The organism is Muriicola sp., from assembly GCF_049669965.1.
GTDB lineage: Bacteria > Bacteroidota > Bacteroidia > Flavobacteriales > Flavobacteriaceae > Muriicola.
This window is the reverse complement of the sequence record NZ_JBATLB010000209.1, coordinates 16,789-31,124: the sequence shown is the minus strand read 5'-3', so window position 1 is coordinate 31,124 and position 14,336 is coordinate 16,789. Positions and strand designations below refer to the sequence as shown.

Sequence of the window (14,336 nt, the reverse complement as noted above, 5' to 3'; positions counted from 1 at the left end):
TTTTTATTGATTAAAACTGCTTTCTACCATGGTTACTTTCGCATCTCCCCATAGCCCTTCAATATCATAAAAGTCTCTTACCTGCTTTTGGAAAACGTGAACTACTACGTTTACATAATCCAGAAGCACCCATTCGGCATTTTCAGAACCTTCTACATGCCAGGGTTTATCTTTGATGCCTTTACTAACTGTTTTTTGAACTGAATTTACGATCGCATTTACATGCGTATTAGAGGTACCATTACAAATTATAAAGTAGTCGCAAACGGTATTTTCTATGTCTCTTAGGTCGAGTAGATTAATTTCAAGTCCTTTAACTTCTTCTATTCCGTGTAATATTAAAGCGATTAATTCATCTGCGCTAGCCTTCCGTTTCTGCATCCAAAGTTTTTAGTTTTTACAAAGTTATTATTTTTTTGTTTTCTTAACCATTGTTTTTAACATAACATTGTACCTGTAAAGGATCTTCCTCACCTTATGAAGTTAATCAAAGTTAGTGCCACGGATTCTACCAATCTGCATCTAAAAAGAATGTTGCAGGATACTCCGATGGAAGATTACACCGTATTGGTTGCAGAAAAGCAACTTCAGGGCCGTGGGCAAGGCGGGGCGTATTGGGCCTCTGAGGGTGGTAAGAACCTCACATTTAGCGTGTTAAAGTGTCATAAGGAGCTGCAGGCAAGGGACCAGTTTTTTGTTTCCATGGCGGTCTCACTCGGAATTTACAAAGCACTTTCATCACTGCAAATACCCGAACTTTCCATTAAATGGCCTAACGACATTCTGTCAGGCAGGAAAAAACTTTGTGGTATCCTGATAGAAAATATTGTTAAAGGCTCCTCGCTTAAAAATTCAATTCTTGGCATTGGGTTAAATGTGAATCAGGAATCCTTTGATTCTTTGCCTAATGCGGCCTCTTTAAAACAAATAACGGCCAAACATTACGATCCGGATGTATTGCTGATCGATATTCTCTTGAATATAAAAAAGCAGATGGAGTTTTTGGAGGTTAAGAAACTAAAGGTCCTGGAAAAGGAATATCAACAGCTGCTTTTCAGAAAGGATGTTCCTTCTGTCTATACGGTGAAGGGCATAGAGATCAAAGGCACCATTAGGGGGGTCAACAAGGCAGGCCAACTCCTTTTGGAACAAGAATCACGAGGAATAACAGCCTATGGTTTCAAAGAAATAGCGTATGGTTACTGAGAAGAAGCAGATCCCGTTAAGATCCTTATATTTTTTTGAGATTTTCCGATAGTGTTCCTATAAAATTGGTTATAGGATTTTTGATCATCATTGCCATCATGGCATTGAATTCGCCTTCAAAATTTAACATCACTTCGCTGGTATTGGCATCTATTTCAGAAATATGTGCACTGAGTGTAAACGGAAGTTTTTCACTTGCTGCGCCCAAGACAATACGTTCAAACGGAACTTGTTCTTTGCGTTTCAGCACTATTTGAGGCATGCCTTTCAGGGCAAACAGGAAGGTGTCATCATCTAAGATCTCAAACTTATCGATAGACTCTGGCATTAGTTTTTCAAAGTTCTTCAGATCTGTAAGAAATGTATAGACTGCCTCATTACTTTTCTCAACCGTCTTTTTGGGTGTTTCTATATGCATAGTGTTATGATTTCCAGAGTGAAGGATCCTTTTTCCACTCCATTAGCGTATGTAATTGTTCTTCTTTTATGTAGTTAGTTTCTGAGGCAAGTTGAATTAAGGTCTCAAAATCACTAAGCGTATGCAGCTCTATCCCCTTCTTTTTAAAATTCTCAGTGGCTAATTGGAAACCATAGGTAAAGATAGCAATCATACCTTTGATTTTTGCACCATTACCGGCAAGAGCGTCCACGGCATTTAAACTGCTATTCCCAGTACTGATGAGGTCTTCAATAACCACAACGGTCTGATCTTTTTCCAAAAGGCCTTCTATCTGGTTCTGCCTTCCATGCGACTTCGCTTCCGGTCTGACGTAAATAAACGGCAGTCCCAGGTATTCGGCAACTAAGACTCCAATACCAATAGCTCCTGTGGCCACTCCGGCTATGATATCCGGTTTCCCATAAAGGTCCTCAACTTGTTTTGCGATCTCCTCTTTGATGTAATTCCTGATCACCGGAAAGGAAAGCATAATTCTATTATCACAGTAAATGGGAGATTTCCATCCCGAAGCCCAAGTAAATGGATTTTCGGGTCTCAACTTAATTGCATTAATTTGCAGAAGTAGTTCTGCAGTTTTATTAGCAGTGTGCTTGTCCAAAATCATTTCGCAAATGTATAAAGTTTTTGTTAATGACGCCCCCTTAGTTTTAACAAACAAACTCTCAGAAACTGTTAATGGTGAATACTTCCTGCTAAACGAATCTGCAATCAATAACGCCATAGACGCCCTGGCTAAAAAGAAGTTGCAGGCTGCTTATATCTATCACCCCAATCATGAAGAAATTCTCAAGAAATTTACAAAGAAAATACCACTCGAAGTTGCTGCAGGTGGGGTAGTGACCAATAAGCAAGGCAAGGTATTGTTTATTTACAGGAATGATAAGTGGGACCTCCCCAAGGGCCGTTTAGACAAGGGGGAAACTCTTGAAGAATGTGCACTACGAGAAGTAGAGGAAGAAACGGGTGTGCAAGGGTTGAAGATCGAAAACTTTTTAAAGACCACCTACCATGTATTCAAAAAAGGAGGCACCTACAAGCTCAAAGAAGTGCACTGGTACGCCATGCAAACTTCCTATAAAGGCAAATTAGTGGGACAAAAAAGTGAGAAAATAGAAAAAGTTAAATGGAAAGGTCCGCATAAGATCAAAAAGGCCCTGGAGAATTCATACACTAATATCAGAATTCTTTTTGAAGGAGATAAATTTCACTAGGCAGCTTTCGTAATTTCCAAAATATCACTCTTCCGAATAGGCTTATTCTTAAATTCTAAGAGGTGATGGGTGGTAGCCTTAAAGCGCTCCCACTGTTGCCTGTCATACGGGTCAATAGAAGAAGTAACTATGTTGATCATTATTTTGGTATCTACCTTTAATGTGAGGAATTTTTCCAGAAACTGCCATCCATCCATTATAGGCATATTGATATCCAGAAATATCACTTCAGGTACCGGAGTGTTTTGTTCTATAATTAAGGTTATCTCATCAATTGCCTCTTTTCCGTTTACGTAGGTCTTGATTTCATCTGCGAGATCGAAAGAACTCAGCATTTTCTTGATCCCAAAAACAGTGATAGGATCATCATCTATGATGCAAATACTCTTAATTTTTTTCATTAAAGTATATTTTAAAGGTGGTGCCTTTACCAACCTCACTCTCTACAGTAACTTTACCATTCATCGCCTCAATCTGATTCTTGGTAATATATAAGCCAATTCCCCTGGCATCAGGGTTTTCGTGGAATGTCTTGTACATTCCAAACAATTTTTCTCCATGTTCTTCCAAATCTATTCCCAGACCATTGTCCTTGATAGACAGTATGGTATAGTTTTCATTGGTTTCTGCGCTTAAATGTACCACGGGTCTGCGCATCGGATCTTTGTATTTAATGCAGTTGGTGATAAAGTTCATAAGAATGCTTTCCACATAAGACGGCACAGCTTTCACTTCAAGAGATTTATCTACCTCATTAATTATCAGTGCATTACTATTCTTTAAAAAGGCAATTAGATTTTTTTCTACCGCTGTGATTTTCTCATTTAGATTGATGGATTTCTTATCCAGATTTATTTTGGTACTAATGGCCACTACCTCATTTAGATTTTCCAGTGTTTCCAGGAGATTGTCTGAGGCTTCCATCAGCATTTTAATGATCCTGTTCTTCTCCTCCGCATCTGTTTCACTAATGAGGAAGTCTAAGAGCATTGAAAAATTAGCGGTATGCGACCTTAAATTATGGGAAACTATATGCGCAAAGTTGATCAGTTTTTTATTCTGATGGGAGGTTACATTAATAAGATCGTGCAATTCCTCTTCCTTGCGTTTCAGATCCGAGATGTCCAGGCTAATCCCAATAAGTCCTTTTACATTGCCTTTATTACCTTTAAGTGGAATTTTCGAGGTGAGGAAAGTGGTGGTCGTACCGTCTTTCTTTACATTGATGGTCTCTACGCCCAGCATGGGTTCTCCAGACTGCATTACTCTAAGATCCTCTTCTCTGGAGATTTCAGCTATCTCTTTGTCGTATAGATCAAAATCATTTTTGCCGAGAACCTCTGCTTGATCCTTTATCCCCAAATAGTCTAATTCTGATTTATTGACCAAGATCTTGCGAGAGTCAAGGTCCTTGATAAAGACGTTCAGGGGTAAATTATCTATTAAGGTTCTTAATAATTCCTGTTCTTCTTTGAGTTGTATCTCTTTGAGTTTACTCTCTGAGATATCCTGTGCGGTGGACCATAATAATTTTCGCCCCTTTTTATTACCAACCAGGGAACCACTGACCAGGACCGAGAATTTGGTTCCGTCCTTTTTTATGTATTGTTGCTCCTCTGGTCCGAAGGTATTGTTTGTTTCGATCTCCTTTTTGATCCTGAGGAGTTGTGTTTTGGATACCGTCACTAAAATGTCGCTCACATGCAAAGTGCCAAGAGTATCTTTGTGATACCCTGTAGTCCTTTCAAAAGCGGTATTGAAATCGAGGATCTCGCCTGTGTCAAAATCACTTAGGATATAACTGGTAGGTGATAATTCATAAAGGGCCCGGAATTTTTGCTCACTGATCTTTAGTTTTTGACGTGCCGCCACCATTTCTTTGATCATACGGCCCTCAGCAAGCAGCGAAACCACCCTGTTATTATCATCGTAGACCGGAATTAAACTAAAATCTACCGGGATAGGGTTCTTGTCTTTATCGAGCACAACAATCTCGCTACGCATGGTTTCCCCTTGCGAAGCTGCCTTTATGATTTCCTTGAGTCCGTCCTTTACATACTCCGGAATAGGCCACCAGTAGGCGTCCCAGAATTTTTTATTGACTACTTCACTCTCTTGCAGGCCCGAAAATTGTAAGGCCGTATTATTCACCTCCAGAAATGTACCCTTGGTATCCAGAATACCTGTAAACTGGTAGGATGAATTAAAGATGGTCCGGAAGTGACGCTCTTGTTGGAGAGTCCTTATTTCAGATTCGAGTGTTGGAGTGATATCTTTGAAGATCCCTACAAGACCTATTAATTTGTCATCTTTAACTATTGGTTTCCCTTTGGCAATTACAGTAATTTCTTTCCCCTTTGCGGTTATGAGTTCGCATGTCTCTTCCCAGGGTTCACCTTTTTGAATAGCCCTGTCAACTGCCATTGCGATGGTATTCCTGCTGTAGCCTTCCTTGTAAAAATTAATTGCCGTATCGATATTGGGCTCATAGGTTGGAACTACTTCGTGTAACTTTTTTGTAGTGGGGCACCAATGCAGGGTGTTGCGTTCTATATCGAATTCCCAACTGCCAACATTGGTATCATCAGAATGGGTTTCTAAAATGATAGCCAATTTTTCGGCTTTGAGTTCTAAGCTAACCTTGTCAGTAACGTTCTCCGTTTGAAGGATAACCCCAATGACGTTTTCCTTTTCATCGTACCAGGGGATGTTCTGCCATTCAAACCAGCGCTCATTCTTTTCGTTATCAAAATAACGATGCAGGCTTTTTTGACTTATTTCTCCTTTCAGACATTTCTTAAGAACCTTTTCCCATTCTTCACTTATATCATCAAAAAGGGTATGGATAGATTGCCCAATAACACTTTTTTTGCTTAAATCGAAATCATTGATCCACTTGTCAGAAACAAATTCTACCTCAAGCTTTTTATTAATAAAAGCAGTTGCGGTTGGCAACTGTTTTATTAGGTATTCAAAGCTTACTGTAGGGGTACCACGCAACATTATGTCGTAATTTCTTACTAATGTATTCTGATTATTCAACATTATTTAATGATTGTTGTGAACCTGCTCATTCTAGTTGTGTGCGTACAATATTCCATGGAATATAGGTAAATACTACACTAAAGTAAGAAAAAACTTACATAAAATTAATAATTGAGGGAGATCGGAAATTATCTAGGAGGAAGATTTATACAAAGTGGGTGTTCTAAAGTATCATATTAGCTGCAATTCATTAAATCTTAACTGTGTCAGGAACCAGGGAGGTGTAATCACCACCATTGCGGATCACATCTCTCACAATTGAAGAACTGATGTAAGATTTTCCCGACGAGGTAAGCAGAAAGACTGTTTCAATCCCGGAGAGTTTTCGGTTTGTATGGGCAATGGCTTTCTCAAATTCAAAGTCGGCCGGATTTCTAAGGCCACGTAAAATAAATTGGGCATTTACTTTTTGACAAAAGTCGATGGTGAGGCCGGTGTAAGTATCTACCTTAATTTTCTTTTCTCCTTTAAAAGCGTCGGCTATAAAGGCCTTGCGTTTCTTTTCGGAAAACATATATTTTTTTTCCGCATTACTTCCTATAGCAATGATGATCTCGTCAAAGAGGTGAATTCCCCTTTCTATAATATCGTAATGCCCTAAGGTTATAGGATCAAAAGAACCCGGGAAAATGGCACGTCTCATAGCAAGCTATTTTATACAATTTTAAAGGTACTTATTTTTCGTTTAACGCTTCTTCAATGGCAGATTCAAAAAGTTCGGACAGGGACAGGCCTGCGGCTAAAGCCTGCTTGGGTAAAATACTCTGTTCCGTTAGGCCAGGTGTGGTATTCATCTCCAGCATATAAGGAATCTCATCTATCAAAATAAACTCACTGCGCGTATATCCCTTCATTTTTAGAACCTCGTAGGCCAGTTTGGCGTACTGTTCAACATGCGCTCTTTCTGTGTCTGAAATCCTGGCGGGGGTGATCTCTTGTGACTTTCCTTCGTATTTCGCTTCGTAATCAAAGAAGTCGTTTTCAGTGACGATCTCGGTGATAGGCAAAACTTTTGTTGCCCCCTTATAGGTAATAACACCTACAGACACTTCGGTCCCTTCTAAAAAGGACTCTATAATGATTTCATTGTCTTCTCCAAAGGCTTTTGTTATAGCAGGCTGTATTTCCTCCTTGGTATATACCTTGGAAATTCCAAAACTACTGCCGGCCTTGTTAGCCTTTACAAAACAGGGTAACCCAACTTTTTTAATGATCTCTTCCTCGTTTATCCTATCTCCTTCATTCAGATAGCAGGAGGGTGCAGATTTAATGCCGTAGGGTTTTAAGACGCTCAGAAGATCTCGTTTATTAAACGTTAAAGCAGCTTGGTAATACCCACAGGAAGTCTGTGGCAACCCCAGTAGTTTAAAGTAAGACTGCATTAATCCATCTTCCCCCGGCGTGCCGTGAATAGCATTGAATACACATCCGAAGGAGACCTTGTCATTACCAATCACTACCGTAAAATCTGCTTTATTTACAGGATATTCCTTGTCTGTATCGTCTAAACAGACCCATTTTTCCGTAGATATTACGACGCGGTAGGGGGTATATTTTTCCCTGTTCAACTGTACGTAAACATTCTGGCCGCTTAGTAAGGAGATCTGATGTTCGCTGGAAAAGCCTCCCATGATAATGGCAATATTCACTTTCATATTTGCTAGCACGAGGTTTGGTTCAAGAACGAGTCACGGTTGATAACAGAATCAAAGTAAAGAAAAAAGCATTCGGTTTCCTATCTTTGCCAGGTTATAAAGTAAACTTATGAGGAATTTTTTGAATTTTCTTCGCAGCAAAACACTGCTGATAAATCTCGGTCTTGCTTTGGTAGCCGTATTGGTGATCTCCTGGGGTGCGTTGCAATGGCTCAAGGGATCTACACATCACGGAGAACTGGTTGAGGTGCCTAGTCTTTCTAAAATGTCTGTGACAGACATGCGAGAGACCCTGGAGAGCGCCAACCTTCGCTATGAGGTACTGGATTCTGCCAATTATGATCCAGATTACCCCAGGTTCTCTATCATAGAACAGAACCCACCAGCCGGGAACATGGTTAAGGAGAATAGGAAAATATATATAACTATCAATCCTTCGGGCTATAAAAAAGTTACCGTTCCCAATATTGTACAGGTAACCCAGCGCAATGCGGCTTCTATGTTAAGAGCCGTAGGATTAGATGTGGAGAGAATTACCTATATAGACGAACTGGGCAAGGATATGGTGTACTATGCCAAATTTAAGGGGAAGAGTATCAGCCCCGGAGATAAATTGCCAAAGACCTCGAAAATTGAGCTTATCTGTGGGAATGGTACTATTCCTGGTCAGGCCAGAATAAAAGCCGACGCACAATAACCCTATGGATGACTACCAGGTTGCCGATCCTTCTGAAGATGATCTTTTTGAACATCATCGATTTACTGCCTCAAAAGGGCAGGAACCTCTGCGTGTAGATAAGTTCTTAATGAACTTTATTGAAAATGCTACCCGGAATAAAATTCAACAAGCTGCTAAAGGTGGAAATATCTGGGTTAATAACCAGGTAGTTAAACAGAATTACAAGGTAAAAGCAGGAGATGAGGTACGGGTCCTATTTGAACACCCCCCTTATGAATACCTCCTAACACCCGAAGATATTCCCTTAGACATCGTTTACGAGGATGAGACCGTACTGGTTGTAAATAAACCTGCAGGGATGGTAGTGCATCCCGGACATGGAAATTATTCTGGTACCTTACTTAACGCCCTGGCTCATCATATCAAGGATCTTCCTGAGAATTCGAGTGGCCGACCAGGACTCGTCCATAGAATCGATAAAGATACTTCTGGCTTATTGGTAATTGCCAAGACCAATGAAGCCATGACGCATCTGGCCAAACAATTCTACGATAAGACCAGCGAACGGCAATACGTAGCTCTGGTTTGGGGGAATATTGATGAAGAAGAAGGAACTATTGAAGGTAATATTGCCAGAAACCCAAAGAACCGACTCCAAATGCAGGTATTTCCTGAAGGAGAGCAGGGGAAGGAGGCCGTAACGCATTACAAGGTACTAGAACGCCTCGGATACGTTACCCTGGTAAGCTGTGTGTTGGAAACCGGCAGGACACATCAGATCAGGGTACATATGAAACATATTGGTCATACCCTGTTCAATGATGAGCGTTATGGGGGTAATAAGATCTTGAAAGGAACCACCTTTACAAAATACAAGCAATTTGTAGATAATTGTTTTAAAATTTTGCCCAGGCAGGCACTGCATGCCAAGACCTTAGGATTTATTCATCCTGTAAGTGGTGAAAAAGTACAGTTCAATACCGAACTTCCTGAGGATATGTCTTTGTGCATTGATAAGTGGCGGCATTATTCCAAGCATAGCCGGTAGTATAAATACTTTCAATAGACGTATTGGAAACAATTAGAATTCGCCGCCCCGGTTTCCCAATTTTCCTTCTTATTTTCGTTGAAAAGTGTTGTTTATGAAGATTGTAATTTCTCCTGCTAAATCGCTCGACTTTGAATCTAGTGTTCCTACCTCACAATATTCCATGCCCGCATTTCTCAAAGAATCGGAACGGATCAATAAGATACTGGCCAAAAAGAGCCCAAGGTCGCTTATGAAATTGATGGAAATTTCTACTCAATTGGCAGAAGTTAACTGGGAGCGAAATCAGCAATTTAAGTTACCCTTCTCCCCTGATAATGCCAGGCCGGCAATCTACGCCTTTAATGGAGATGTATACCAGGGCCTGGATGCCTATAGTTTGTCCGAAGATAAAGTTTTGGAATTGCAGCAAAGCCTTAGGATCTTATCTGGTCTCTACGGAATTCTTAAACCCTTAGACCTTATTCAGCCTTACAGATTAGAGATGGGTACCTCTCTTAAAATAGGAAGCAATAAGAATTTGTACGAATTTTGGAGATCTACCCTAACCAATGCCCTGAATGAAGAGTTAGAAGAAGGTGAAATGTTGGTGAATCTGGCTAGTAATGAGTATTTCACTGCTCTGGACACCAAAAAAATAAAGAATCCCATAATTACCCCAATTTTTAAAGATTGGAAGAATGATAAGCTTAAGGTGCTCAGCTTTTTTGCAAAAAAAGCAAGGGGTTCTATGGTGCGATACCTTGCAGATAGTGGGGCCCGAACCCTGGACGATATTCGAGGATTTACTGGTGATGATTATCAATTCAGTAAAGAACACACCCTGAAGGATCACCAACCGGTATTTGTCCGATAGAATATTTTCCTCTTCCGATCGTTTTAATCGTATAACATCACTTACAATACGCAGCTATGAAACGATTGATCATTTTATGTATGAGCTTGGGATTAATGACCATGGCCTGTTCTGACAGGGACGATGATATTACCTCCATCAATATCCGGATAAACAATAAGAGTTCCCTAGTCTTTGATGAGGTGCTCGTTGGAGATGAGGATCATATCTACGAAGCCCTAGATCCCGATACCTATTCCGAATATAAGGAATTTGAAACAGCTTATTCCTATGCCTACATAAGGATCACTTCCGGCGAAGAGGTATACGTTTTGCAGCCTATCGACTTTGTTGGGGAAGAAATACTCCCAATTGGGCTATATACCTATGAATTAGATATAGATACTGAGGGCCAAGTTACTTTAGAATTTAGTATCGATTAAGTCTTCCCTTTTAAATTGATTTTTTCCTCCAGCGTAGGTCTCTTTTTTATCTTACGAGGCCTGCGGGTCCCATACGATTTATTAGCAATCTTGCCTCGCTTACTGCTCTTATCTCCTTTTCCCATGTGTATATTTTACTTTAAGATATAAAAAGTAGATGAAAAGAACAAGGAAGCAAGGGCCTGGCTTTTGAGAACCAGGACTAAAAATAGTACCTTGCCTTTATTGAAGCCTGTCCATTGTTCAACCATGCCCACCCATACGAGCCGTTCCTTTTTCCCGAGGCCACCAAAATGATCGTTGGTACCTTACCACCGCCCAGGTTTACCATAGGGGCGTTAAAGCATGGCGATGTGAATTTCTGCTACGGCAGTAAGGACGGTCAGCTTTGGCCAATTCTGGATCGAATTTTTAGTCTTTCCCTCCACTATGAAACTACCCAAAGCGCCATTGAAGAACGGATGGCTTTCTTGCGGAAGCGAAAGATCGGAATTTGCGACATTGTAGCTAGTGCCCAGAGAACTAAGGTAGATGCCTCCGATCTGGGCATGAAAGATATACGTCTAAGAAATATTTTAAACTATTTACATCATTTTCCAAACATCCATACGCTTTTGTTTACCGGAGGGAACAGTCTTAACGGTCCCGAATACCTTTTCCGAAAACAACTGAAAGAACACGGAATTTCTCTGCGATGTATCTCAGATGAAGTGCCCAGAATTCATCAGTTTTCGTTAAAATCTTCTACCAGAGAGATCAGGACGGTGTCTTTAACGGCACCTTCGGGAGCGGCAAACCGGGCTATAGGGAGTATGGATAGTTATAAGGAACTTAAAAACGAGAATCCCACTTTCACGACCTTCGATTTTAGAGTCTTGCAATATAAGCCGTTCTTTTAATGAAATTAAAAAAGGGCCTTGTCGCAGAACAAGACCCTTTTACGAGAACACTATATGAAAATGAAAAACGGTTATTTATTAATTACATAGGCAATATACCAGAGAACTCCCGTAAAAAAGAATCTATGTTGTAAACTGTGTTAGTTTTGTTGTCAGGATAGATTATTTTGTTATTTAGGTCTTTAGAAGACCAGTCTTCAGGAATAATACAGATATTTATACCTGATAGGAAAAAAGATTTTTATTATCCTTTTTCTCAACTTGAAGAGAATATACATATGCCAGGAACCAAACGTTTAGAAGAATTCAAGAAATTGGTCACCAACAAGTTCTATATCTACAATAGCTTGTTTTTAAACCTTCCGTATCAAAACATAGAAAATGTTGGGATGCTTATCCCACTGTTAACTCACCAATGTGAGAAGGGATTACAGTCTGGTCAAAATCCGCAGCAGATCATGGACCATTTCTTTGCCAACTATGCGGAAATAAGTGATGATCAGGAGAAGATAGATTTTATGTTTCGCATCATTCAGTATGTAGAACGCCAGGTAGTATTGTATGATAGTGTTGAGGATGCCGCGTTTCCAAAATTACATGAATTAAGTACCTCCCGAACCATCAAGGATTACTTTCAATTGGTAAATAAAACCAAGAAATGGAACGATATTTCCAGGCAATTGGAGACATTTAGTGCGCGTATCGTCCTAACGGCACATCCGACTCAGTTTTATACTCCCGCAGTGCTAGATATTATTGAGGAATTAAGACAGCTGATCCTTGAGGATAAGATAAACGACATTGATGTTGTCTTGCAGCAACTCGGTCTTACCTCACTCATCAATTCAAAAAAGCCTACTCCTTTAGAGGAGGCTAAGAATATCATTTATATTCTCAGGAATATTTACTACGATGCAGTGGGGGAGCTGTACAGTTATATCAAGGACAATATCCGGAAAGAAAATTTTGAAAATTACAATATCTTAAAACTGGGGTTTTGGCCCGGAGGGGACAGAGATGGCAATCCGTTTGTGACGGCAGCTATCACAAAGGATGTTGCCGATGAACTGCGAATTACCTTAATGAAGTGCTATTATAACGATTTAAAAAAATTACGTAAGAAATTAACTTTTAAAGGGCTGCAGCAACCACTGAACCATCTTCAGGATCAATTGTACACCGCCATGTTTAATGTAGATAAGTTCTTGGCTTATGAGGAGATCATAAGCCTCCTGACGGGAATTAAGGAAACATTGGACGAAAGATACCAGGGCCTTTACAGTAAAGATCTGGAACAGTTAATGGATAAAGTTCGCATTTTTAAAACCCATTTCGCTACCCTCGACATCAGACAGGATCACAGCAAACACGTTCAACTCATAGAAGCGACCCTTAAAAACAACAGGTTTATTCAGGATTCACTCTCAGAATTAGATGATGAAGAACTCACAAGGATACTGTTGCATGAAAACCTTCAGCTAAAGGCCGAGGATTTTGAGGATGAAATATTACAAGACACCATTGTAAATATTAAACAGCTAAAGGAGATCAAAGAAAAAAATGGGGAAGATGGTTGTAACAGGTATATCATCAGTAATTCTGAAGATATATTTTCTGTGCTTTTTGTCCATGCCCTTTTTAGATGGTGTGGCTATGCACCCGGAGATATTTCATTCGACATAGTACCTCTTTTTGAGACCATGGTAGGGATGGAGCGGTCAGAGGCCATTATGAACACTTTGTTCTCACTTCCCGAATATCAACGTCATCTGCAACAAAGAGATCAGAAACAAACCATGATGCTTGGGTTTTCTGACGGCACAAAAGATGGGGGTTACTTAAAAGCCAACTGGTCTATTTTTAAGACCAAAGAAACGCTATCCAAGGTCTGCTCTAAACATGGCATTAAAGCGTTGTTTTTTGATGGCAGGGGAGGTCCTCCGGCACGTGGGGGAGGTAAAACCCACAGATTTTATGCCTCCCAAACCAAAGAGATTGCCAATAATGAGATACAGCTCACTATTCAGGGTCAAACCATCACCAGTACCTATGGTACCAAAGATCATTTTATCCATAATTCCGAACAACTTCTCACAGCAGGCCTGTCTAACAATTTGTTTGGGAAGGAAAATGTGATCAGCACAGAATCGAGGAAATTACTGGAAGAATTGTCCTTATTGAGTTTTGAAAAATACGATGCCCTTAAACAGCATCCCATGTTTATTCCGTATCTGGAGAACAGGAGTACCTTAAAATATTACACCAAGGCCAACATTGGGAGCAGACCCGGGAAAAGGGGGCAGAAGGCGAAGCTAGAATTAACCGATCTAAGGGCAATTTCCTTCGTAGGCTCATGGAGTCAACTCAAACAAAATGTTCCGGGATATTTTGGTATAGGTACCGCCTTACAGGCCCTTGCGGAACAAGGAAGATTAAAGGAGATCAAAAAATTGTACAGGGAAGTACCCTTCTTTGAGGCCCTAATGCTCAACAGTATGATGTCGCTCTCCAAATGCTATTTTGAACTTACCGCCTATATGAAGGATGATCCGGAATATGGCCCTTTTTGGCAGATTCTTTATGACGAATACCTGTTGTCCAAAAAAATGTTATTAAAAATCAGTAATTTTAAGATCCTTATGGAAAATGAGGCCGTTTCCAGGGAGTCCATAAAGATAAGGGAGAATATTGTACTGCCCTTACTGGTTATCCAACAATACGCCCTGCACAAGATAGGCCAGAACAATAGGGATAAAGAAGTATATGAGAAAATTGTAACACGTTCTCTTTATGGAAATATAAATGCCAGTAGGAATTCTGCGTAATGCAGCTTCACTTTTTACAATCATTTGGTA

General features: G+C 40.1%; 16 protein-coding genes. 8 read left to right on the top strand and 8 right to left on the bottom strand.

Features of this window, described 5'->3' with window-relative positions:
• Positions 1–3: 3 nt before the first annotated feature.
• Positions 4–381, bottom strand: coding sequence for a ribosome silencing factor (gene rsfS, locus WBM49_RS10800; RefSeq protein WP_424372061.1), 378 nt, complete (start codon positions 379–381; stop codon positions 4–6).
• 96 nt (positions 382–477) lie between these two features.
• Here rsfS and WBM49_RS10795 point away from each other — a divergent pair, with 96 nt between their 5' ends.
• On the top strand, positions 478–1,206 hold the full coding sequence (locus WBM49_RS10795) for a biotin--[acetyl-CoA-carboxylase] ligase (RefSeq protein ID WP_424372060.1): 729 nt from the start codon (positions 478–480) through the stop codon (positions 1,204–1,206).
• A 25-nt stretch (positions 1,207–1,231) separates the two neighbouring features.
• Here the strand turns inward: WBM49_RS10795 and WBM49_RS10790 are convergent, their stop codons facing one another.
• Positions 1,232–1,624 (bottom strand): SRPBCC family protein, encoded by a 393-nt coding sequence (locus WBM49_RS10790; RefSeq protein WP_424372059.1) that lies wholly within the window; start codon positions 1,622–1,624, stop codon positions 1,232–1,234.
• A 4-nt stretch (positions 1,625–1,628) separates the two neighbouring features.
• Positions 1,629–2,270 carry an orotate phosphoribosyltransferase gene (pyrE, locus tag WBM49_RS10785; RefSeq protein WP_424372058.1) on the bottom strand — a complete coding sequence of 214 codons (642 nt, stop codon included), beginning with the start codon at positions 2,268–2,270 and terminating at the stop codon, positions 1,629–1,631.
• A gap of 7 nt (positions 2,271–2,277) precedes the next feature.
• Here pyrE and WBM49_RS10780 point away from each other — a divergent pair, with 7 nt between their 5' ends.
• Complete coding sequence (locus WBM49_RS10780) at positions 2,278–2,877, top strand: NUDIX hydrolase (RefSeq protein ID WP_424372057.1); 600 nt, start codon at positions 2,278–2,280, stop codon at positions 2,875–2,877.
• Here WBM49_RS10780 and WBM49_RS10775 read toward each other — a convergent pair.
• The 4 genes from WBM49_RS10775 to WBM49_RS10760 form a co-directional block, all read right to left on the bottom strand.
• Positions 2,874–3,278 (bottom strand): response regulator, encoded by a 405-nt coding sequence (locus WBM49_RS10775; protein ID WP_424372056.1) that lies wholly within the window; start codon positions 3,276–3,278, stop codon positions 2,874–2,876. The two genes, WBM49_RS10780 and WBM49_RS10775, sit on opposite strands and share 4 nt — an antisense overlap.
• Positions 3,265–5,922: a PAS domain S-box protein gene (locus WBM49_RS10770; RefSeq protein ID WP_424372055.1), complete on the bottom strand. Its 2,658-nt coding sequence runs from the start codon at positions 5,920–5,922 to the stop codon at positions 3,265–3,267. The genes WBM49_RS10775 and WBM49_RS10770 overlap by 14 nt, the downstream gene beginning before the upstream one ends.
• A 190-nt stretch (positions 5,923–6,112) precedes the next feature.
• Positions 6,113–6,565 (bottom strand): pantetheine-phosphate adenylyltransferase, encoded by a 453-nt coding sequence (coaD, locus tag WBM49_RS10765; protein ID WP_424372054.1) that lies wholly within the window; start codon positions 6,563–6,565, stop codon positions 6,113–6,115.
• Between the two features lie 31 nt (positions 6,566–6,596).
• Positions 6,597–7,577 carry a D-alanine--D-alanine ligase gene (locus WBM49_RS10760; RefSeq protein ID WP_424372053.1) on the bottom strand — a complete coding sequence of 327 codons (981 nt, stop codon included), beginning with the start codon at positions 7,575–7,577 and terminating at the stop codon, positions 6,597–6,599.
• A 109-nt stretch (positions 7,578–7,686) separates the two neighbouring features.
• Between WBM49_RS10760 and WBM49_RS10755 the strand changes: the two genes are divergently transcribed.
• The 4 genes from WBM49_RS10755 (at position 7,687) to WBM49_RS10740 (ending at position 10,582) form a co-directional block, all read left to right on the top strand.
• Entirely contained in the window at positions 7,687–8,274 is a 588-nt protein-coding gene (locus WBM49_RS10755; protein WP_424372052.1) for a PASTA domain-containing protein, read from the top strand.
• A gap of 4 nt (positions 8,275–8,278) precedes the next feature.
• Positions 8,279–9,304, top strand: a complete 1,026-nt coding sequence (locus tag WBM49_RS10750) for an RluA family pseudouridine synthase (protein WP_424372051.1) — start codon at positions 8,279–8,281, stop codon at positions 9,302–9,304.
• Between the two features lie 94 nt (positions 9,305–9,398).
• Positions 9,399–10,160, top strand: coding sequence for a peroxide stress protein YaaA (gene yaaA / locus WBM49_RS10745; protein ID WP_424372050.1), 762 nt, complete (start codon positions 9,399–9,401; stop codon positions 10,158–10,160).
• 56 nt (positions 10,161–10,216) lie between these two features.
• The gene (locus WBM49_RS10740; protein WP_424372049.1) at positions 10,217–10,582 is read left to right on the top strand and encodes a hypothetical protein; all 366 of its coding nucleotides are present in this window, start codon (positions 10,217–10,219) and stop codon (positions 10,580–10,582) included.
• On the opposite strand, the gene WBM49_RS10735 is transcribed toward WBM49_RS10740, so the two are convergent.
• A complete protein-coding gene (locus WBM49_RS10735) occupies positions 10,579–10,707 on the bottom strand; it encodes a 30S ribosomal protein THX (RefSeq protein ID WP_424372048.1) in 129 nt (42 codons plus the stop codon). The genes WBM49_RS10740 and WBM49_RS10735 overlap by 4 nt on opposite strands.
• Before the next feature lie 114 nt (positions 10,708–10,821).
• Between WBM49_RS10735 and WBM49_RS10730 the strand changes: the two genes are divergently transcribed.
• Together WBM49_RS10730 and WBM49_RS10725 are read left to right on the top strand one after the other, a co-directional pair.
• Positions 10,822–11,481, top strand: a complete 660-nt coding sequence (locus WBM49_RS10730) for a uracil-DNA glycosylase family protein (protein WP_424372047.1) — start codon at positions 10,822–10,824, stop codon at positions 11,479–11,481.
• A 278-nt stretch (positions 11,482–11,759) separates the two neighbouring features.
• The gene (locus WBM49_RS10725) at positions 11,760–14,306 is read left to right on the top strand and encodes a phosphoenolpyruvate carboxylase (protein ID WP_424372046.1); all 2,547 of its coding nucleotides are present in this window, start codon (positions 11,760–11,762) and stop codon (positions 14,304–14,306) included.
• Positions 14,307–14,336 lie beyond the last annotated feature (30 nt).